Annotated in this window: 12 protein-coding genes, 4 tRNA genes and 1 riboswitch; of the genes, 7 read left to right on the top strand and 9 right to left on the bottom strand. The window is 69.3% G+C overall.

All coding sequences use genetic code 11. From position 1 onward, the window contains the following. Positions 1-35 precede the first annotated feature (35 nt). The gene (gene glgA / locus AB0B96_RS07865) at positions 36-1,211 is read right to left on the bottom strand and encodes a glycogen synthase (RefSeq protein WP_362897117.1); all 1,176 of its coding nucleotides are present in this window, start codon (positions 1,209-1,211) and stop codon (positions 36-38) included. A 48-nt stretch (positions 1,212-1,259) separates the two neighbouring features. Here glgA and glgC point away from each other — a divergent pair, with 48 nt between their 5' ends. Then, positions 1,260-2,486, top strand: coding sequence for a glucose-1-phosphate adenylyltransferase (gene glgC, locus AB0B96_RS07870; protein WP_362897118.1), 1,227 nt, complete (start codon positions 1,260-1,262; stop codon positions 2,484-2,486). Between the two features lie 193 nt (positions 2,487-2,679). On the opposite strand, the gene AB0B96_RS07875 is transcribed toward glgC, so the two are convergent. The 6 genes from AB0B96_RS07875 to AB0B96_RS07900 form a co-directional block, all read right to left on the bottom strand. Beyond that, complete coding sequence (locus AB0B96_RS07875; RefSeq protein WP_350943868.1) at positions 2,680-3,831, bottom strand: mechanosensitive ion channel domain-containing protein; 1,152 nt, start codon at positions 3,829-3,831, stop codon at positions 2,680-2,682. A 61-nt stretch (positions 3,832-3,892) separates the two neighbouring features. Next, a complete protein-coding gene (locus AB0B96_RS07880; RefSeq protein WP_350943870.1) occupies positions 3,893-4,888 on the bottom strand; it encodes a ribonucleotide-diphosphate reductase subunit beta in 996 nt (331 codons plus the stop codon). A 62-nt stretch (positions 4,889-4,950) separates the two neighbouring features. Next, positions 4,951-7,341 (bottom strand): ribonucleoside-diphosphate reductase subunit alpha, encoded by a 2,391-nt coding sequence (locus AB0B96_RS07885; RefSeq protein WP_362897119.1) that lies wholly within the window; start codon positions 7,339-7,341, stop codon positions 4,951-4,953. Positions 7,342-7,453: 112 nt separating this feature from the next. After that, positions 7,454-7,655: riboswitch (cobalamin riboswitch) on the bottom strand. Positions 7,656-7,659: 4 nt separating this feature from the next. Next, the gene (locus AB0B96_RS07890) at positions 7,660-8,685 is read right to left on the bottom strand and encodes a tripartite tricarboxylate transporter substrate-binding protein (RefSeq protein WP_362897120.1); all 1,026 of its coding nucleotides are present in this window, start codon (positions 8,683-8,685) and stop codon (positions 7,660-7,662) included. A 91-nt stretch (positions 8,686-8,776) separates the two neighbouring features. Beyond that, positions 8,777-10,597, bottom strand: a complete 1,821-nt coding sequence (gene glmS / locus AB0B96_RS07895) for a glutamine--fructose-6-phosphate transaminase (isomerizing) (protein WP_362897122.1) — start codon at positions 10,595-10,597, stop codon at positions 8,777-8,779. A 53-nt stretch (positions 10,598-10,650) separates the two neighbouring features. Then, positions 10,651-10,926 carry a hypothetical protein gene (locus AB0B96_RS07900; protein WP_350943877.1) on the bottom strand — a complete coding sequence of 92 codons (276 nt, stop codon included), beginning with the start codon at positions 10,924-10,926 and terminating at the stop codon, positions 10,651-10,653. Positions 10,927-11,079: 153 nt separating this feature from the next. Here AB0B96_RS07900 and AB0B96_RS07905 point away from each other — a divergent pair, with 153 nt between their 5' ends. The 5 genes from AB0B96_RS07905 (at position 11,080) to AB0B96_RS07925 (ending at position 13,821) form a co-directional block, all read left to right on the top strand. After that, positions 11,080-13,329, top strand: a complete 2,250-nt coding sequence (locus tag AB0B96_RS07905; RefSeq protein WP_362897123.1) for a peptidoglycan recognition family protein — start codon at positions 11,080-11,082, stop codon at positions 13,327-13,329. A gap of 90 nt (positions 13,330-13,419) precedes the next feature. Then, positions 13,420-13,491: transfer RNA gene (locus tag AB0B96_RS07910), tRNA-Gly, on the top strand. 25 nt (positions 13,492-13,516) lie between these two features. Next, positions 13,517-13,587: transfer RNA gene (locus AB0B96_RS07915), tRNA-Cys, on the top strand. A gap of 74 nt (positions 13,588-13,661) precedes the next feature. Continuing rightward, positions 13,662-13,733: transfer RNA gene (locus AB0B96_RS07920), tRNA-Gly, on the top strand. Positions 13,734-13,746: 13 nt separating this feature from the next. Then, a tRNA-Val gene (locus tag AB0B96_RS07925) sits at positions 13,747-13,821 on the top strand. A gap of 179 nt (positions 13,822-14,000) precedes the next feature. Here the strand turns inward: AB0B96_RS07925 and AB0B96_RS07930 are convergent. Next, positions 14,001-15,794: a lectin gene (locus AB0B96_RS07930; RefSeq protein WP_362897124.1), complete on the bottom strand. Its 1,794-nt coding sequence runs from the start codon at positions 15,792-15,794 to the stop codon at positions 14,001-14,003. 119 nt (positions 15,795-15,913) lie between these two features. Then, positions 15,914-18,865: a lectin gene (locus tag AB0B96_RS07935; protein WP_362897125.1), complete on the bottom strand. Its 2,952-nt coding sequence runs from the start codon at positions 18,863-18,865 to the stop codon at positions 15,914-15,916. 755 nt (positions 18,866-19,620) lie between these two features. Here AB0B96_RS07935 and AB0B96_RS07940 point away from each other — a divergent pair. Next, positions 19,621-20,052, top strand: coding sequence for a PPOX class F420-dependent oxidoreductase (locus AB0B96_RS07940; protein ID WP_362897126.1), 432 nt, complete (start codon positions 19,621-19,623; stop codon positions 20,050-20,052). The last annotated feature ends 58 nt before the right edge of the window (positions 20,053-20,110 follow it).

Raw genomic sequence — 20,110 nt, forward strand, 5'->3', positions numbered from 1 at the left:
CTCGCGAGGGACCGTCACCCGGCGCAGGCCCGCGCCTACCGGCGGGCGACCTGCCGGTAGAGCTCCATCGTCCGCTCGGCGATGCGCTCCCAGGAGAAGTGCTCCACCGCGCGGATCCTTCCCGCCTCACCCATCCTGGTGGCGAGGGCGGGGTCGGCGAGCAGCCGGTTGACCCGCTCGGCGAGGTCGGCGGCGAAGGCGTCGGGGTCGTGCGGGGTGCCGTCGGCGGCCTGGTCGATCGGGACCAGCAGACCGGTCGAGCCGTCTGCCACGACCTCGGGGATGCCACCGGTGGCGGTGGCCACGACGGCGGTCTCGCAGGCCATCGCCTCCAGGTTGACGATGCCCATCGGCTCGTAGACGGAGGGGCAGACGAACACGGTGGCGTGGGTGAGGATCTGGATCACCTCGGGACGGGGAAGCATCTCCGAGATCCACACGACGCCCTCGCGGTCGAGTCCGCGCACGAGCGCGGTCACCTCGGCGGCGATCTCGGGAGTGTCGGGGGCTCCCGCGCAGAGCACCAGCTGGGCGTCGGGGTGGAAGTCGCGTGCCGCGTGGAGCAGGTGCACGAGACCCTTCTGCCGGGTGATGCGCCCCACGAAGACGACGTAGGGCCTGCTCGGGTCGATGCCGTGCCGCTCCAGGACGTCGGTGTCCCGGTCGGGGGCGTACTCGCCGGTGTCGATCCCGTTGTGGATCACGGTGACCCTCTCCGGCGGAATCTCCGGATAGCTCGCCAGCACGTCGCGGCGCATCCCCTCGGAGACCGCGATGATCGCGTCGGCGCTCGCCAGCGCGCCGCGCTCGGCCCACGACGACAGCGTGTAACCGCCGCCCAGCTGCTCGGCCTTCCACGGCCGCAGCGGCTCCAGGCTGTGCGTGGTCACCACGTGGGGTGTCCCGTACAGCATCTTGGCGACGTGGCCGGCGAAGTTGGCGTACCAGGTGTGGCTGTGTACCAGGTCGGCGCCCTCACACCCGGCGGCCATCTCCAGGTCGACGCCGAGCACCTGCAGCGCGGCGTTGGCCGTCTCCAGCCCGCCCGGCACCCGGTAGGCCGCGACGCCCTCCTCCGGCCGTGACGCTCCGAAGCAGCGGACCCGGGTGTCGGCGAGCCTGCGCAACTCCCGGGCGAGGTATTCGACGTGAACTCCCGCCCCTCCGTAGACGTCGGGGGGGTATTCACGGGTCAGCAGATCCACTCGCATGCGATCAGCCTAGTGTTTCATCCCTGTTCATCAGGTTAAGGTCCACCTATGAGAGTCCTCGCGATCGTGCTCGCCGGTGGAGAAGGTAAGAGGCTCATGCCTCTGACAGCTGATCGAGCGAAGCCTGCGGTGCCTTTCGGGGGGATATACCGGCTCGTCGACTTCGTACTGTCCAATCTCGCCAACGGCCACTACCTCCAGATCGTTGTGCTGACGCAGTACAAGAACCACAGTCTCGACCGGCACATCTCCCGGACATGGCGCCTGTCGGCGATGCTCGGCAACTACGTCACACCGGTCCCCGCCCAGCAGCGCCTCGGGCCGCACTGGTTCTCCGGTTCCGCCGACGCGCTGTTCCAGAATCTGAACCTCATCTACGACGAGATGCCCGACCACGTCATCGTGTTCGGCGCCGACCACATCTATCGCATGGACCCGCAGCAGATGGTGCGTCAGCACATCGAGAGCGGAGCCGAGGTGACCGTGGCCGCGATCCGGCAGCCGCTCTCGCTCGCCGACCAGTTCGGGGTCATCGAGACCGACCCCGCCGGACGCAAGATCACGGCCTTCCGCGAGAAGCCGAAGGACGCGGTGGGCCTGCCCGACGCGCCCGACCAGGTCTACGCCTCGATGGGCAACTACGTCTTCAAGACCCAGTCGATGATCGACGCGCTGAGGGAGGACGCACTCGACCCGACCAGCAAGCACGACCTGGGTGGCAACATCATCCCGATGATGGTGAAGTCGGGCAGCGCGGAGGTGTACGACTTCGCCGACAACATCGTGCCCGGCTCCACCGAGCGCGACCGGGGCTACTGGAGGGACGTCGGAACGCTCGACGCCTACTACGAGGCCCACATGGATCTCATCTCGGCGCATCCGGTCTTCAACCTCTACAACAGCCGCTGGCCCATCTACACCGGCCACGATCCGCTCCCCCCGGCCAAGTTCGTGCACAACGACGGCGACCGGGTGGGCAGGGCGATCGACTCCCTCGTCTCCGCGGGCGCGATCGTCTCCGGCGGGCTCGCCGAGCGTTCCATCCTCTCCCCCGGCGTGGTGCTGCACTCCCACTCCCAGGTCGAGGACTCGGTCCTGATGGGCAACGTGAAGGTGGGCCGCGGCGCCGTCGTCCGCAAGGCCATCATCGACAAGAACGTGATCATCCCGGACGGCGCCAGGATCGGCTTCGACCTGGAGTACGACCGCAGCCGCTTCGCGGTGACCAACGGCGGCATCGTCGTCATCGGCAAGAACGAGATCGTCGAGCGCTGACCTCTTCACCGGACACCGGCACGACCCGCGTCACCGGACGTCGGCGGCCTCGTCGAGGCCGCCGACGACGTGCGGACGCACGTCGTGGCCTTCGTCCGCGAGCCGGCCGCCGTAGCGAGGGCCAGCTGAGCTGCAGGCTCCGGCGGAGCTTCCCGAAACAGAACGAAGCGGATGCCCCGGCCCCCCTGTCGTCTCAGACCGGATCCGGCTGGTCTCCGCCCCGCTGGGCGAAGCCGTCCCGCTCGCCGGTGTCCCCGCCCAGGCCGCGTGACATGAGCCCCGCGCCCATCAGGCCGGTGAGCGTCCCGGGAACGGTCGCGGACGGGGGTGGGGTCTCGACCCGGAAGCGGGGCAGCGCCTCGGGATACCTGTCGCGGACGAAGGCCACCATGTGCTCGCGCATGTCGCACTTGAGATCCCAGGCGCTGGCGGAGTCGGCGGCGCTCATCAGCGCGCGCAGCTCAAGCAGCCCGTTGGGAAGGGTGTCGGTGACCTGCAGGGTCCAGTCCTTCTGGTCCCAGAGCGGGTGTTCGCGCAGGGCCCGGTAGAGCTCGGCGCGCAACTCGTCCACCGGCACCGACCAGTCGACCCGGATCATCACGTGACCGATCACCCGGCTGCTGTGCCGGGTCCAGTTCTCGAACGGGTTCGCCGTGAAGTAGGAGACCGGCAGGACGAGCCGTCGCTCGTCCCACAGTCGCAGTACCACGTAGGTCAGGCTGAGCTCCTCGATGCGGCCCCACTCCCCCTTCACCACCACGACGTCGTCCAGGCGGAGCGCGTCGCTGAAGGCCAGCTGGAGCCCGGCGAGCATGTTTCCCAGGGTCGACTGGGCGGCGATGCCGACGACGACCCCGGCGATACCGGCCGAGGCGAGAAGTCCGGCTCCCAGCGCCCGCACCTGCGGGAAGGTGAAGAGCATCGCGCCCAGAGCGAGCACGATGATCACCGCGGAGGCGACCCTGCGGACCAGGGTGATCTGGGTGCGGATGCGGCGGGCCCTGCGGTTGGCCTCGCCCTCGACGGCGATCAGGCGTTCCAGCACCACGTCGGTGACCGCGTAGGCGGCCTGGATGACCAGCCAGGTGGCACACCCGATCATCGCCAGGCTGAGAGCGCGGTCGATCACCTGGCTGAGCGCGCCCTCCACCATCTCAGGTTCGTAGATGGTGTGGGCCGTCGCCACGGCGGCCGTGGCGAATCCCGGCCAGGCGCAGCGGTGCACGAGCGGACCGGCGAGAACCCACTTCTCGCCGATCAGCCGCGAGCGCAACACCCGTCGCACCACCTCCACCGCCACGACGGCGGCGACGATGGAAACGATCATGATGATCCAGCTGGACACGTGAGGCGTCCCCCTCGACGTCTTTCGTCCTCGTCCTTCTCTTTTCCGGACCAACAGCTAATCAGAAGGACTCGTCGAACGTGACATTCCCTTCGACGGCTACCTGGTAGGCGGAAACCCGGCGTTCGAAGAAGTTGGCCAGCTCCTGCACGTCCTGCAACTCCATGAACGCGAACGGGTTGGCCGTGCCGTACCTGACGGGCATCCTGAGCCTGACCAGGCGCTGGTCGGCCACGTACTCCAGATAGCGGCGCATCTGGTCCACGCTCATCCCCAGCAGGCCGTCACCGCACAGGTCGGCCGCGAAGGCCAGCTCCGCCGCGACCGCCTCCTCGATCATCCGGGTGACCTGTTCGACGAGCTTGTCGTCGAACAGGTCCGGCTCCTCGGCCCGTACGGTCTCCACGACGCCGAAGGCGAACTCCATGTGCATGGACTCGTCGCGGAAGACCCAGTTCGTCCCGGTGGCCAGGCCGCCGAGCAGGCCCCGGGAGCGGAACCAGTAGACGTAGGCGAAGGCCCCGTAGAAGAACAGCCCCTCGATGCACGCCGCGAAGCAGATCAGGTTGAGCAGGAACGCCCGCCGGTCCTCCCTCGTCTCCAGCCGGGTCAGCCCGCCGAGCGAGTCGATCCAGCGGAAGCAGAACTCCGCCTTGTCGCGGATCGAGGGGATGTGCTCGACCGCGGCGAACGCCTTGACCCGCTCGTCGGGATCGGGCAGGTAGGTGTCCAGCAGGGTGAGGTAGAACTGGACGTGCACCGCCTCCTCGAACAGCTGCCTGCTGAGATACAGGCGCGCCTCGGGGGCGTTGAGGTGCTGGTAGAGGTTGAGGACGAGGTTGTTGGCCACGATCGAGTCGCCGGTGGCGAAGAAGGCCACGAGACGGTTGATCAGGTGACGCTCCTCGGGCGTCATCCTCGCCAGGTCCGCCAGGTCGGAGGTGAGGTCCACCTCCTCGACCGTCCAGGTGTTGCGGATCGCGGCCCGGTAGCGCTCGTAGAACTCCGGGTAGCGCATCGGCCGCAGGGTGAGATCCATGCCGGGGTCGAGCAACATCGGAAGAATCGCCTTTCTGAAGGCTGCTGAGGACTGCTGAGGGCTGTCGACGGACCGGACGGCTACTGGCAGGCGTCGCAGTACTCGGGGTTCTCCAGGGAGCAGGCGACGGCCTCGGACACGACTTCGGACACGACCCCGGACACCGCCCCGGGCTCGGCCGCGGCCCGTTCCGCCGGGGCCGCCACAGTGGCCTGCGCGATCCGGGTGGCCGGGCGCGAGCGCAGGTAGTAGGTGGTCTTCAGGCCCGACTTCCACGCGTAGGCGTACATCGAGGAGAGCTTGCCGATGGTCGGCGTGGCCATGAAGAGGTTCAGCGACTGCGACTGGTCGATGTACGGGGTGCGCGCGGCGGCCAGGTCGATCAGCGCCTTCTGCGGCAGCTCCCAGGCGGTCCGGTAGAGCAGCCGCAGGTCGGCGGGGATCTCGGGGATGTCCTGGACCGAGCCGTCGGCGCGCTTGATCGCGTCGCGGATCGGCGCCGTCCACAGGCCGCGGGCCTGGAGGTCGCGGACGAGATAGCGGTTGACCTGGAGGAACTCCCCCGAGAGGGTCTCGCGCTTGAAGACGTTGGAGACCTGCGGCTCGATGCACTCGTAGCAGCCGGCGATGGAGGCGATCGTGGCCGTCGGCGCGATCGCGATCATCAGCGAGTTGCGCAGGCCGGTCTCCGCGATCCGCCCCCTGAGCTCCGTCCACGCGGCCGACGTCGCGGCCCCGTAGTGGTCGGGGTGCAGCACCCCGGCGGCGGCCCTGGTCTCCTCGTACGAGGGATGGCGGCCACGCTCGACGGCCAGGTCCGAGGAGGTCCGGTAGGCGGCGAGCGCGATCTCCTCGGAGATCCGGGTGGACAGCTCCAGCGCGCGCGGCGAGTCGAACGGCAGCCGCAGCGCGAACAGCACGTCGGCCAGGCCCATCAGGCCGAGCCCGATCGGACGCCACCGCCGGTTGGCCGCCTCCGCCTCGGGAGTCGGGTAGAAACCCAGGTCGATGGTCCGGTCGAGGAACCGCACCGCGGTACGGACCGTCGCGCGCAGCCGCGCCCAGTCGATCCCGTCCTCGAGGTCCCCTGACAGGTGGGCGGCGAGGTTGATCGAGCCGAGGTTGCAGACGGCGGTCTCGGCGTCGCCGGTGACCTCCAGGATCTCGGTGCAGAGGTTCGACAGGTGGATGACGTTCTCGGGCCTCGCCGTCTGGTTGGAGGTACGGTTCGCCGCGTCCTTGAAGGTCATCCAGCCGTTGCCGGTCTGGGCGAGCGTGCGCATCATCCGCCCGTACAGGGTGCGGGCGGGGATCCGCCGGGTGAAGCGGCCCTCGGCCTCGGCGGCCCGGTAGGCGTCGTCGAACGCGGCGCCGTACAGGTCGGTGAGGTGCGGGACCTCCTTGGGGTCGAACAGCGACCAGAGGCCGTCGGCCTCGACCCGGCGCATGAACTCGTCGGGGATCCAGTTGGCCAGGTTCAGGTTGTGCGTGCGGCGGGCCTCCTCGCCGGTGTTGTCGCGCAGTTCCAGGAACTCCTCGACGTCGGCGTGCCAGGGCTCCAGGTAGACGCAGGCCGCGCCCTTGCGGCGGCCTCCCTGGTTCACCGCGGCGACGCTGGAGTCGAGCGTGCGCAGCCAGGGCACGATGCCGTTGGAGTGTCCGTTGGTGCCCCGGATCAGCGAGCCCCGCGAGCGGACCCTGGTCCAGGCGATCCCGATGCCCCCCGCGTACTTCGACAGCCGCGCGACCTGCCCGTAGCGCTCGTAGATGGACTCCAGTTCGTCGCGGGGCGAGTCGAGCAGGAAGCACGAGGAGAGCTGGGGCCTGCGCGAGCCCGAGTTGAACAGCGTGGGCGAACTGGGCAGGTAGGACAGGGTGGCCATGAGCGCGTACAGCTCGGCGGCCTCCTCGACGGTCTCGGCCAGGCCGCAGGCCACCCGCAGGAAGAAGTGCTGCGGGCGCTCCAGGACCTTGCGGGTCCTCGGGTGGCGCAGCAGGTAGCGGTCGTAGACGGTGCGCAGCCCGAAGTACTCGAACCTGGCGTCCGCCTCCGGATCGACCAGCGCGTCCAGGACCGCGGCGTGGGCGGACACGAACCTCGCGAGCCCGTCGGCGACCAGCCCCGCCTCGTGGGTCGCGGCGACGGACTCGGAGAAGGCGCGGACGCCGTGCTCGGCGGCCTCGTCGGCGATCAGCTCGGCCAGCATCGCGGCGGCGACCCTGGAGTTCTCGGGATCGGTGATCACCCGGGCGGCGGCCTCGTCGATGGCCAGCCTGCGGGCGTCCGTGGCGCTCCCGATGCTCCCGGCGCCGTCGTCGCCCGTCGCGGCCACCGCGGCGCTCCGCGCGTTCCCGGTGTTTCCCGTGCCGCCATGGCCCGTCGCGGTCACCACCGCGCCTTCGACGCCGCTGTCGCCCGTCGCGGTCGCCGCCGTGCTCCCCGTCGCGGTCTCCGCCAATGCCTGTGTCACCTGGTGCCCCTCGCTCGATCGGACTCGCCACAGGCTCCGCCGGATGGCACGCGTCCGCGAGCGATCCCGGGCACGCCGGATCGCCTCGTTCCGCGGGCCCTCCCACGAGGCCCTGGACATTCACGTCACCGGCAGGTCTTCGGACTCACGGGCGCAACGCGCATGCCTACCGGCCGTCGCTTCCCAGGTATGGATCACCCAGTGCTCAATGACGGCTTTCGTTCCCGTTCACCGCTGCGGGGCAGTCCCGGAATCTCACCGGGTTCCCTCTTGCCTCGCCCCCTGCGGGGCGAACCAGCAACGAGCAGGATCCTACATCTAGGGGCGCCTGACGCAACTACCCCAACAGGTTGTGTCGGAGGACTTCAGTAGCCCGAGCTCGTGAAGCACACCGCGGGCGCGGGCCGTCTCGGTGGCGAGCCACTGGCGAAAGTCGTCGCCGCTGAGATAGACCCGGCTCCAGCCGTGGGCCGCGCACAGGGAGCGCCAGCGTGGCGCGGCGTCGAGCCTGTCGCACAGGGCGATCGCGGCGTCCCTGTCCTCCGGGCTCATGTCCTTGGGCCCCAGCAGGCCGCACCAGTCGCTGTACTCCAGCCGGACGTCGACCTCTCTGAGCGTCGGCGCGTCGATCCCGTCGATCCGGTCGCCGGAGGAGACCGCCAGGGGCCGCATACGGCCCGCGGCGATCTCGGAGCGCAGGGCACGCGCCGATCCCAGCAGGGCCGCCACCTGGCCCACCTGGAGCGCCTCCACGGCGTCCTCGGGGGTGAGGTATCCGGCATACTCCAGCAGCCGGGTGTCCACCCCGAGGCACTTGCCGATCATGCCGTAGAGCACGTGCTCGGAGCCCCCTTCCGACCGGCCGCCGACCGCGAGCCCCGCCGGGTTCCGGCGCAACCCCGCGGCGAAGTCCTCGAAGGTCAGCAGGCGGGAGTCGGCGGGGACGACCAGGACCGCCCAGTCGCCGACCAGGCGGGCGATGGGAGTGGCGGCGTTCACCACGGCGACGGTGTTGGCGATCTCCGCGGCCGCCACCATCGGCATCGCGGTGACGAGCAGCCTGCCCTCTCGCGCGAAGGGGCCACCGAAGGCACCGAAGGCACCGAACGCGTCGCGAGGGGCGGAGCCCAGGGCGCCACCCCGCTCGACGGCCATCGCGGTACGCGCCAGTCCCGCCTGGACCGCGACGGTCGCCAGCCTGCCCGCGATCCTGTCCCAGCCGTGGCCGTCGGCGGTCGGTTCGAGGAGGAGCAGGCGCTTCACCACCGAGCCGGCGTCGTTCGCGCCACACCCCGCGGCGAGCAGCACCCCCGCCGCCAGCGCGAAAAACCCCCTACGGCGCATAAGCGCCCCTTCCCCCAAGAACCCCCTATACCACAGGTTAGTACCCCATCACTATCTGTGACGAGACGGGGGGAGGGAAAGGGCGCGGGGCTCACTCCACCGTGACGCTCTTGGCCAGGTTCCTGGGCTTGTCGACGTCGCGGCCCAGGGCCACCGCCGCGTGGTAGGCGAAGAGCTGCAGCGGGATCGAGAGCAGGATCGGGTCCAGCTCGGTCTCGTTCTTGGGCACCACGACGCAGTCGTCGGCTAGCTTGGGGTCGGCGTCGCGGTGGCCCACCATGAGCACCCGGCCGCCCCGGGCGCGGATCTCACCCAGCGTGGTGAGGTTCTTGTCCAGCAGCTCGTCGTCGGGGACGATCGCCACCGTCGGCATGTCCGGGCCGATCAGCGCCAGCGGCCCGTGCTTCAGCTCGCTCGCCGGATAGGCCTCGGCGTGCACGTACGAGATCTCCTTGAGCTTCTGCGCGCCCTCGCGGGCCACCGGATAGCCCCTCACCCGGCCCACGAACATCATGCTCGGCGACTCGGCGTACTTACCCGCCAGTTCCTTGATCTGCGGCTCCAGCGCCAGGATCTCCTTGATCTGGTCCGGCAGCCTGCGCAGGCCGTCGCAGATCCTGCGGCCGTCGGCGGGAGACAGGTCGCGCACCCGGCCCAGGTGCAGCGCGAGCAGCGCGAAGGCCACGGCGGTCGAGGTGAACGCCTTGGTGCTCGCCACCGAGACCTCGGGGCCCGCGTGCAGGTAGACGCCGCCGTCGCACTCGCGGGCGATCGCGCTGCCCACCGTGTTGACGATGCCGAGCACCCTGCCGCCCTTGCGCTTGAGCTCCTGCACGGCGGCGAGGGTGTCGTAGGTCTCGCCCGACTGACTGATCGCCACGTAGAGGGTGTCGGCCTCCACCACCGGGCTGCGGTAGCGGAACTCGCTCGCCGGCTCCGCGTCGGCGGGGATGCGCGCCAGTTCCTCGATGAGCTGCGCGCCGATCTGGCCCGAGTAGTAGGCGGAACCGCAGCCGATGATCTTCACTCGGCGGAACGAGCGGCTCTCCCGCGCGTCCATGTTGAGACCGCCCAGGTGGGCGATGTGGAAGCGGTCGTCCAGCCGCCCGCGCAGCGTCCTGGCCACCGTGTCGGGCTGCTCGGAGATCTCCTTGAGCAGGTAGTGCTCGTAGCCGCCGGTGTCGTAGTGCCCGGCCTCCCAGTCGACGGTCAGCGTCTCCTTGGCCGTCTCCCGCGCGTCGCTGGCGAAGGTGTTGAACCCGTCGGCCCGCAGCACGGCGATCTCGCCGTCCTCCAGGTGCACCACCTGGCGCGTGTAGCGGACCAGCGCGGCCACGTCGGACGCGGCGAACATCTCCTTCTCGCCGATGCCCAGCACGATGGGGCTGCCGTTGCGCGCCACGACCACCTCGCCGGGACGCTCGGAGTCGATCACCGCGATCCCGTACGTGCCGACGACCCGCTTGAGCGCGGTCCGCACGGCCTCCTCCAGCGAGTCGGACTCCTTGACCGTGCGGGCGATCAGGTGCGACAGCACCTCGGTGTCGGTCTCCGACAGGAAGATCGCACCATCGGCCTCCAGCTTGGCGCGCAGCTCGTCGGCGTTCTCGATGATGCCGTTGTGCACGACGGCGATGCGCTCGTCGGTGGACAGGTGCGGGTGGGCGTTGACGTCGCTGGGCGCGCCGTGGGTGGCCCAGCGGGTGTGACCGATACCCAGGCCGCCCTTGAACCGCGCGGGCACGACCGCCGCCAGGTCGGCCACCCGGCCCTTGACCTTGCGCATCTTGAGGCCCTTGTTGGAGATCACCACACCGGCCGAGTCGTAGCCCCGGTACTCAAGACGCTGCAGGCCCTCCAGCAGGATGGGCGCCGCGTCCTTGGGCCCTACATAGGCCACGATTCCGCACATGTAACCGCTCCTTATCCATGAACATCGCTAAACGATCGAGGTACCGTCGCCTGTTACCCGTAGACGATCCGGCGAAGCTGTCTCAGGGAGAGTTCGGGTGCCGCGACACGGCGTACCGCCAGCTCGGCGGCGACCCTGGGGAAGATCTCGTCGTTGACCAATCCCCTGGCCCTGAGCTCCGTGTGGCGCCGCCGGACGAACTCGTCGACGGGCTCGGAGAAGTAGGCCAGCACATCCGCGACGACCCGCGCCGCCTCGCCGGGACCGAGCGCGCTCGTCCGGATCAGGTGGGTGATCAGATCCTCATGCGGATTCCGTGCCGTGGACACAGATCAGGACCATACGCATCCCGGAGGGAACACACCAAGTTTCCTGCCCGATTTCGGGCAGAGAATCTCCTCAACATCACAACCTCACCACAATGCACGACAGTCGGTAATCTCTGATAACTCTAGGTAGTCGCCAGAGGGGGAGGAACCGCCATGCGCCGCCTGCCAGGGATCACCGTCGTCACCGCTCTCGCCGTCCTCGCCTCGGTCGCCCCCGCGCAGGCGGCACGTCCCGGGGATCGGCCGGCGCACCCCCGGACGCCCTCACCCCTCTCCGGGACCTCCACACCGTCCGGCACGGCGACGGCGGGAACGAGCGCGCGGTCCGGCAGGCAGGCCGCCTTCACCAGGGCCGCACGGACGTACGGGGTGCCACAGAGCGTGCTGCTCGCGGTCTCCTACCTGGAATCCCGCTGGGAGGGCCACGACGGGCGGCCCAGCGTCTCCGCGGGATACGGCCCGATGCACCTGGTCGACGGCCGGGCCGCAGCCGGACGGCCCCACGGCACCGGGGAGGACCCGCGCGGCGACGAGACCCGGCCTCGCCTGATCGCCGTTCCTTCCGTCGCGAAGGACCGGCCGCGAGACACCCTGCGGCGGGCCGCCGAGCTGACCGGCCTGTCCCCCGACCGGCTGCGCGAGGACGCCTCCGCCAACATCATGGGCGGCGCCGCGCTGCTCGCCGACTACCGGCGCCGTGCCGGCGGGAGCCCTCGCGACGACCCGGCCGGCTGGTACGAGGCCGTCGCCCGATACCCCGGCACCCGGGAGAGGGGCGCGGCGGACGAGGATGCCGCGTTCTCCTTCGCCGACGAGGTCTACGCGACGATCAGGGCCGGTGCCGCCCGGGTGACCGACGACGGCGAGCGGGTGGTCCTCCCCGCCACACCCGACCTGCCCACGCCCCTCTCGCCCTCTGCGCCTTCTGCACCTTTTGCGCCTCCCGCGCCCTCCACGCCGCCTTCCGCGTCTCCCGCGTCTCCCGCGTCTCCCGTGTCTCCCGCGTCTCCCGCGTCTCCCGCGTTCCTCGCGGCCTTCGCGCGGCCCGCCCCGGCGAAGCCCTCGGGACCGTCCGAGCCACGAGCACCGCTCCCCCTGGAACGGCGCGCCTCGCCCTCCGAGCCACCCACCGAACCACCCGCCGAGCCGCCCTCCGCGTCACCCACCCCCACCCCGACGCCCGTCCCCGCCACCAAGAAGATCGCCATGATGCCCGCTCCGGGGCCCGACTGCCCGAAGAGCGTCTCCTGCGAGTGGCTCCCCGCCGCCTACGAACGGCTCCCCGGCGGCGGGTACGGCAATCACGACCGCTCCGACGGCCCTCGGGAGATCGACTACATCGTGATCCACGACGGGGAGACGAGCTACGACGCGATGACCCGCCTGGCCAAAGACCCCACCTACCTGAGCTGGCACTTCACCATCCGCTCCGCCGACGGCCACATCGCCCAGCACCTGCGGGCCAGGGACATCGGCTGGCACGCCGGAAACTGGTACGTCAACTCCCGTTCCATCGGCCTGGAGCACGAGGGCTACCTGGCCAAGGGCGGCGCCTGGTACACCGAGGCGATGTACCTCGCCTCGGCCAGGCTGGTCCGCCACCTCGCGGCCAAGTACGACATCCCCCTCGACCGGGCCCACATCCTGGGACACGACAACGTGCCGGGCACCACCCCGGAGACCGTGGCAGGCATGCACGAGGACCCCGGCCCCTACTGGGACTGGGCCCACTACTTCGAGTTGCTCGGCAGGCCGCTGCGCGCCTCGGGGGGCGACGCCGCGCGCTCGGTGCTGATCAGGCCCGACTACGGCACCAACAGACCGGGGTTCACCGGCTGCGGCGGGGGGTGCCGTGACCTGGGCGCCGCCTCGGTCTGGCTGCGCACGCGCCCCTCCGCCACCGCGCCGCTGGTGAGGGACATCGGCAAGCACCCCACCGGCGACTCCACGTACAGCGTCTACGACCACGCCGCCCGCGCCTCCACCGGCCAGCGGTACGCACTCGCCGAGCGCAGAGGCGACTGGACCGCGATCTGGTACCTCGGCCAGAAGGCGTGGTTCCACGACCCGGCCACGGCCCCCACCTCCGTGCGCGCGTCCGGCCCCCTGGTGACGCCCAGGCCGGGCCGTTCCCCGGTCAAGGTGTACGGCAGGGCCTATCCGATGAAACCCGCCTACCCGAGGGGCGTTCCCACACAGGACCTGACCCCGCTGCAGTACTCGATACCGGCCGGGCAGGCCTACAGCTCCGGCCCGGCGACACGGGGCTCGTACCTCAGGGCGGCCTCCTTCGACCCGTCGAAACACCGCGTCGTCACGGGCGACGCCCGCTACCGGCAGATCCAGTTCGGGCACCGGATCATGTTCGTCCGGGCCTCCGACGTCCGACCGGTCACCGGATGAGGCTCTCCGATGATCCGGCTCGTTGCGCACATCCGCCCTGCGGAGGCGCTAGAGTTTTCACGTGCCCCGGAGCCGTTTACCGGGGATCACGCGGAAGTGGCTCAGTGGTAGAGCATCACCTTGCCAAGGTGAGGGTCGCGGGTTCGAATCCCGTCTTCCGCTCCGGCGGGCCTCCAGGGGCCTGACCGGTGGAGTGGCCGAGAGGCGAGGCAACGGCCTGCAAAGCCGTCTACACGGGTTCAAATCCCGTCTCCACCTCAACGCACGACCATCGGACCCTCCGGGATCCGGTAAAGTGGTGCGGGCGCCGAGGGGAAACCCGAAGCGAATACGCGGAAGTGGCTCAGTGGTAGAGCATCACCTTGCCAAGGTGAGGGTCGCGGGTTCGAATCCCGTCTTCCGCTCTGATTCACCCGAGGACGATTAGCTCAGCGGGAGAGCGCTTCCCTGACACGGAAGAGGTCACAGGTTCAATCCCTGTATCGTCCACCACCCCCATGGAATCCATGGGTCGATCACGTCGAATGGCCGCCAAAATCCCCGCTCAGGGGCGTTGGCGGCTTTCTGCTTCGTATAGCCCGCCGGAATCCGGCCGCCCCCGTCCGGCGGGGACGCCCCCTGGAGCCGGCCCGCCGAGGGCGGACCGGCTCCGGAGTCACGTCACATCACGGTCACACGCGGTTCCATCTCTGGCTGGTGCTGCCCTGGCAGGTCCAGATGTGCGCTCTGGTGCCGTTGGCCGTGCCGGAGTTGGACAGGTCCAGGCACTTGCCGCTGCCGATCGCGGTGATCGTGCCGTCCGAGTTGAAGCGCCACTTCTGGTTGTTCTGACCGTTGCAGTCCCAGATGATCAACACCGTGCCGTTCGCGGTCCCGGCCCCGTTCACATCCAGGCACTTGTTGCCGTACACCCGCAGCTCACCCGCACTGGTCGAGGTCCACCGCTGGTTGGCCTGGCCGTTGCAGTCCCAGATGTTCACCGCCGCACCGTTGCTCTGCGAGGCACCGCTGACGTCCAGGCACCGGTTCGACGCCACCCCGCGCAACGCGCTCGTGCTCGCGGTGGGCGTCGGCGAGGGCGTCGGAGTTGGCGTCGGGGTCGGGGTCGGGTTCGGGGTGGTCAGTTCCTTGATGCGGATGTTGCGGAACGCCGCCACGTCGCCTGACCCGTGGTTCTGGATGCCGATGTAGCCCTGCTGGAGCGAGCGGACCGGGTCGGTGTTGGTGAAGTCGTTGATCTTCGCGCCGTTCAGGAACACCTGCAGCCGCTCACCCTCCACCAGCAACTCGTAGGTGTTCCACTGGCCCGGCGGGTTCAGCGCCGCGTCACGTGCGGCGATGTCCGCCGCCTTGAAGCCGTAGATCGCCCCCGTCGTCTTGTCGGCGCTGTCGGTCGCGTCGATCTGCACCTCGTGTCCGGTGTTGAGCGCCGCGTTCGGGTCACTGGTGGCCGGGAACCCGACGATCACCCCCGAGTTGGAGTCGCCGGTCAGTCTCCAGTCGAGCTTGAGCGAGTAGGAACCGAACTCCTTGGCGCTGTACCACAGCATGCCCATGCCACCCTGGGAGGTCAGCGTGGCGTTGCTGTTCGCGAACGACCCCGGACCGGCCTGCGACCAGCCCGTCGTCGCCCCGTTGTACAACGCCGTGTAGCCGGTCTCCGGGCGGCAGTCGGCGTTGACCGCCTTGGCCGCGTACCGGATTCCGCCCAGCAGCAGCGTGCGGAAGTTCGAGTCCGAGTACGACGCCTGGGTGTGGCCCAGCCCGGTGTAGAACGAGCGGCCGGAGGCCTGGGGACGGCACCAGGTGATCGGGTGGTCGCCCATGCCACCGCCGCTGTAGCTGCTCTCGTCCAGGTTCTGCAGGACCCGCACGTTCGGACGGGGGTTGCTCCGATAGCTGTACCACTCGTCGGACCGGGACCATGTCGTCCCCAGATGGGCGGTCGCGGCGTGCGCCCGGTCCTCGTTCCGCACCGTCGCCTGCTGGATCGCCGGATGGCTGTTGAACCAGGCACCCACCAGTTGCCCGTAGTACGGCCAGTTGTACTCGGTGTCGGCGGCCGAATGCACTCCCACATACCCGCCGCCGCCGTCCACGTACGACTGGAAGGCGTTCTGCTGGGTGTCGTTCAGCACGTCACCGGTGGTGTTGAGGAACACCACCGCCTTGTACTGGGCGAGGTTGGACCCGCTGAAGGCGTTGGAGTCCTCGGTCGCGTCCACGGTGAAGTCGTTGGAAGCCCCCAGGTCACGGATGGCCTGGATGCCGACGGGGATCGCGTCGTGCCGGAACCCGGCCGTCTTGGAGAAGACCAGCACCTTGAAGGCGGCGGCCTGGGCGGGGACGGCGGGGACCATCATCGTGGCGGCGGCGGCGGTGAGCGCCACCGCGGCGGCCGAGAGGCGTCGCAGCACGGGTGTCCTCCGGTCGCCGCCCGCGGCGGATATCAGATGTCGAAGCATGGTCGTCCTTCCATCGTGGCGCCCGGCGGGGCCTTTTCGGCGATGAGCCGGGCCGCGCCGGGCGCCACATCGATGAGGTGCTCGTGGAGTGGTCGGGGTCGCGTAGGAGGCGGACCGCCTCAGACGCGGTTCCATCTCTGGCTGGTGCTGCCCTGGCAGGTCCAGATGTGCGCTCTGGTGCCGTTGGCGGTACCGGAGTTGGACAGGTCCAGGCACTTGCCGCTACCGATCGCGGTGATCGTGCCGTCCGAGTTGAAGCGCCACTTCTGGTTGTTCTGACCGTTGCAGTCCCAGATGATCAACACCGTGCCGTTCGCGGTCCCGGCCCCGTTCACATCCAGGCACTTGTTGCCGTACACCCGCAGCTCACCCGCACTGGTCGAGGTCCACCGCTGGTTGGCCTGGCCGTTGCAGTCCCAGATGTTCACCGCCGCACCGTTGGTCTGCGAGGCACCGCTGACGTCCAGGCACCGGTTCGACGCCACCCCGCGCAACGCGCTCGTGTCACCGGAAGGCCCGGAAGGCGTCGGCGTCGGAGTCGGGTTGGGCGTCGTGCCGGTGCCGAAGGTGAAGGAGTCCAGGTCGAACAGGTAGCCCTGACCGGTCGCGCCGCGGAAGACGAGGTACAGCGTCGTGGCGCCGCTCGGCCCGCCGCTGATGTTCGCCGAGACGTTGGCGAAGGTCTCCCAGCTACCGGTGCTCGTGACGTTCACCGATCCCAGCAGCGTGCCCGTGGCCGATCCCGCCCGTACCTCGATCCGGCCGCCCGCGCCCGCCGAGGACACCCGCGCGGTGAAGCTCGTGACGTTGCTCAGGTTGTACGGCTGGAAGGAGATCCAGTCGCCGTCGTCGACGAAGCCGGCGGTCCTGCCGCCATCGGCGCTGGCGTGGTCCGCCGTCTGCACGCCCTGCTGGGCGCCGAAGTGCTCGGCCTGCCGGTACCGTGGCTGCAGCGTCCGGCTGCTGGTGGCGGTCAGGCCGCCCCCGTCGGTGTAGGAGGCCACGAAGACACCGAAGATGTTCGCCGCGGAGTCGTGCTCACCGTCGACCGGCACCGCGATGGAGCCGCTGCAGCCGTTCCTGGAGGTGATCTGGTGAGCGTGGCTGTCGTGGCCGAGCGAGTAGGTGACCGTCACCTTCGAGCAGTCGATCGTGCCGTCCTCCGGGTCGCTCACGCTGACCTGGAAAGGCACCGTGTCACCGAAGGAGAACAGCTGACCGTCGCCCGGCGACGTGAGCGTGACGGACGGGGCGGTGTTGCCGACGGTCACGCTGACACTCGCGCCTCCGGTCAGCCCCTGCGGGTCGCGCACGGTGAGCGTGGCGGTGTACGAGCCGTTGGTGGTGTAGGTCTTGGTCGGGTTGGCGGCGGTGGAGGTGGTGCCGTCGCCGAAGTTCCACGAGTACGTCAGCGCGCCGCCCTCGGGGTCGGAACTGCCCGACGAGGAGAAGTTCACCGTCAGCGGAGCCGCTCCCGAGGTCTTGTCGGCCGAGGCCTTCGCGATCGGGTTGCGGTTGGCCGCCTGGCCGATGTACTCGATCCGGTAGAGCGCCTGGTTGTTGTTTCCCGTGCCGTAGTCCAGCACGTACAGCGCTCCGTCGGGACCGAAGGCCATGTCCATCACCTGTGTCCCCGACCAGGGGAACGAGGAGATCTCGCCGTAACCGCCGTCGCTCTTCACCTCGATGGCCTTGATCCAGCGACGGCCGTACTCGCCGGCGAAGAACCGTCCGTTGAGCGAGGCGGGGAACTTGACGCTTGAGTTCAGGTTCGCGTCGTACCGGTAGACCGGACCGCCCATCGGCGACTCCGAACCGCTGCCGAACTCCGGCGGCGAGCCGGAGTCACCGGCGTACTTGATCCACGCCGGCTTGGCCGGGGGCAGCGTGGTCAGTCCGGTGTTGCGGAAGGAGTTGTTGGTCGGGCCTCCCGAGCAGTTGTACTTCGGGCCGGTGCTGTTGGAGGCGAAGTTCCACTCGTTGTAGGTCTCGGTGGTGGTGTTGCTGCCCGTGCAGTACGGCCAGCCGTAGTTGCCGGCGGAGGTGATGCGGTTGAACTCCACCTGACCGCTCGGTCCCCGGTTGGAGTTGGTCGACCCCGCGTCCGGCCCGTAGTCTCCCAGGTAGACGACGCCGGTCGCCTTGTCGACGCTCATCCGGAACGGGTTGCGCAGGCCCATCGCGTAGATCTCCGGCCGCGTCCCCGACGTCCCCGGCGCGAACAGGTTGCCGCTGGGGATCGTGTAGGTGCCGTCCGCCTGCGGCTTGATCCGCAGCAGCTTGCCGCGCAGGTCGTTGGTGTTGCCGGCCGAGCGCTGGGCGTCGTACTGCGGGTTGCGGTTGGTCCGCTCGTCCAGCGGGGAGTAGCCGCTCGACTCGAAGGGGTTGGTGTCGTCGCCGGTGGTCAGGTACAGGTTGCCCTGCGCGTCGAAGTCGATGTCACCGCCCGCGTGACAGCACTGACCGCGGTCGTTGGCGACCCGCAGGACCACCTTCTCGCTGGCCGTGTCGAGCGTTTCATCCGATTTGAGGGTGAAACGGGACAGGTAGAACTCGCCCTTCCACTGGTCGAACTGCGCCTGGGTGCCGGTAGCCGGGGCGTCGCCGTTCGGCGTGCTCAGCCGGGGTGAGTAGTACAGCCAGACGTAGCGGTTCGTGGCGAAGTTCGGATCGACTCCGACCCCCTGCAGGCCCTCCTCGTCATGGGTGTAGACGTTGAGCCTGGCGGACACCTTCGTGTTGCCGTTGACGTCGGTCACGCGCAGCGTGCCGTCGCGGGCCGTGTGGAGGACCGACCGGTTCGGCAACACGGCCAGTGACATCGCCTCGCCGATCTCGTTACCGCCCGACGCGAGTGAGATCTGCTGGTAGTCGGATGCCGGGATGTTCAGCGCGAGCGCCTGGTACGACGAACCCGCTCCGTTGACGCCGGATGATGACGCGTGCAGGGCCGGGGTGGCCGCGAGGGTGGAGGTGACGGGGGCGACGAGAGTGAACGCCGCGGCCAGCAACCCGGCGACGATACCGGTCAGGACCGGTCTGCGCGCCGTAGCAGGCGAAGATGGTTGCACGGTTGTTCCTTCGGGGGGTGGGGGGTGTGGGTCAGGTCACGCCCTCCGCCTCAGGTGGGTGACGCCCTCCCGAGGTGGAGACCGTCGCCGAACGAGGAGACGTACGGCGACGGCCGACTGCGCGGATCCAGGTCGGGGATCGTCCGGATCATGCCGTTCCGTGGCATGGTGACCGCGATCGGCGGAGCGGCGGAGGCGGTCTCCTGGCCATCACGACACCGATGGGGACGGCCACGCCGGGCCAAGGCGGGCCTCGGCCGCGGGGCTCGTTCGATCGGTCACGTGCTTCTCCCAGGAGGGTGCGCCTCACCGGTGACACCACGAAAGAAGGCATGGTGCGGCGAGGTGGTGAATGTCGACATGGCCGATCACGACGTGGAGGGCACGAAGCATCCCCACATCCCGCTCATGTGATCCAGCCGCGGAGGCACCGGAAGGATCACCCCTGGGACCTCACTACCCATTACGTTCCGGGCGCTTATCCCCGTCAAGACTTTAAGCCTACTTATTTCACAAATAGCACACCGCCGTTCCGGGCATGGTGAGCCGTTTTCCGCCTCTACCTGGGACGATGCCTGCCGTGCGGTCGCCTGCGCCGACCAGCCCGCATGAAACGTTCAGATGTGTCGTACTGATGGGGGGTCTTCGATCTCGGCGAAGCGCCCCGTGTCCTCGCCCCCGGCGAAGCGCCCCCGCCCTCTCGGCCCCGCATCGCGGGGGAATAATCGGCGTCCGGTCGCACCTTGGCCCTGAGCATGACCGCCACACCATTCGATCCGCGCGCACTGCTCGCGGAAAGCCGCCTCGGTGTCCTCGCGACGATCAAGTCCGACGGCCGCCCCCAGCTCTCCCCCGTCATGCCCTTCTACGACCCGGAGGCCAAGGTCGTCTACGTCTCGATGACCGAGGGACGCGCCAAGACGGCGAACCTGCGGCGAGACCCACGCGCCACACTGGAGGTGACCGCCCCCGACGGTCTGGCATGGGCCACCGCCGAGGGTACGGCGACACTCACCGGGCCGGGAAACGATCCGCACGGTCCCGAGGTCGAGGCACTGGTGCGCTATTACCGCCTCGCCGCCGGAGAGCACCCGGACTGGGACGAGTACCGGGCGGTGATGGTCTCCGACCGCCGGGTGCTCATGGTCATGACGGTCGACCACATGTACGGCGAGAGGATCGGCTGACGGCGTCCGGGAGAAACGCCGAACGTCCGGGGCCGCGCCCTCGGTAGCGTGGACGAGA

Source organism: Streptosporangium sp. NPDC049046, assembly GCF_040649155.1.
Classification (GTDB): domain Bacteria; phylum Actinomycetota; class Actinomycetes; order Streptosporangiales; family Streptosporangiaceae; genus Streptosporangium.

Excerpts from the sequence above, each read along its gene's own strand:
- AB0B96_RS07880 (WP_350943870.1), bottom strand. The coding sequence starts at position 4,888 with ATGTTGCTCGACCCCGGCATGGATCTCACCCTGCGGCCGATGCGCTAC.
- AB0B96_RS07890 (WP_362897120.1), bottom strand. The coding sequence starts at position 8,685 with ATGCGCCGTAGGGGGTTTTTCGCGCTGGCGGCGGGGGTGCTGCTCGCC.
- AB0B96_RS07930 (WP_362897124.1), bottom strand. The coding sequence starts at position 15,794 with ATGCTTCGACATCTGATATCCGCCGCGGGCGGCGACCGGAGGACACCC.
- AB0B96_RS07905 (WP_362897123.1), top strand. The coding sequence starts at position 11,080 with ATGCGCCGCCTGCCAGGGATCACCGTCGTCACCGCTCTCGCCGTCCTC.
- glmS (WP_362897122.1), bottom strand. The coding sequence starts at position 10,597 with ATGTGCGGAATCGTGGCCTATGTAGGGCCCAAGGACGCGGCGCCCATC.
- AB0B96_RS07940 (WP_362897126.1), top strand. The coding sequence starts at position 19,621 with ATGACCGCCACACCATTCGATCCGCGCGCACTGCTCGCGGAAAGCCGC.
- glgA (WP_362897117.1), bottom strand. The coding sequence starts at position 1,211 with ATGCGAGTGGATCTGCTGACCCGTGAATACCCCCCCGACGTCTACGGA.
- glgC (WP_362897118.1), top strand. The coding sequence starts at position 1,260 with ATGAGAGTCCTCGCGATCGTGCTCGCCGGTGGAGAAGGTAAGAGGCTC.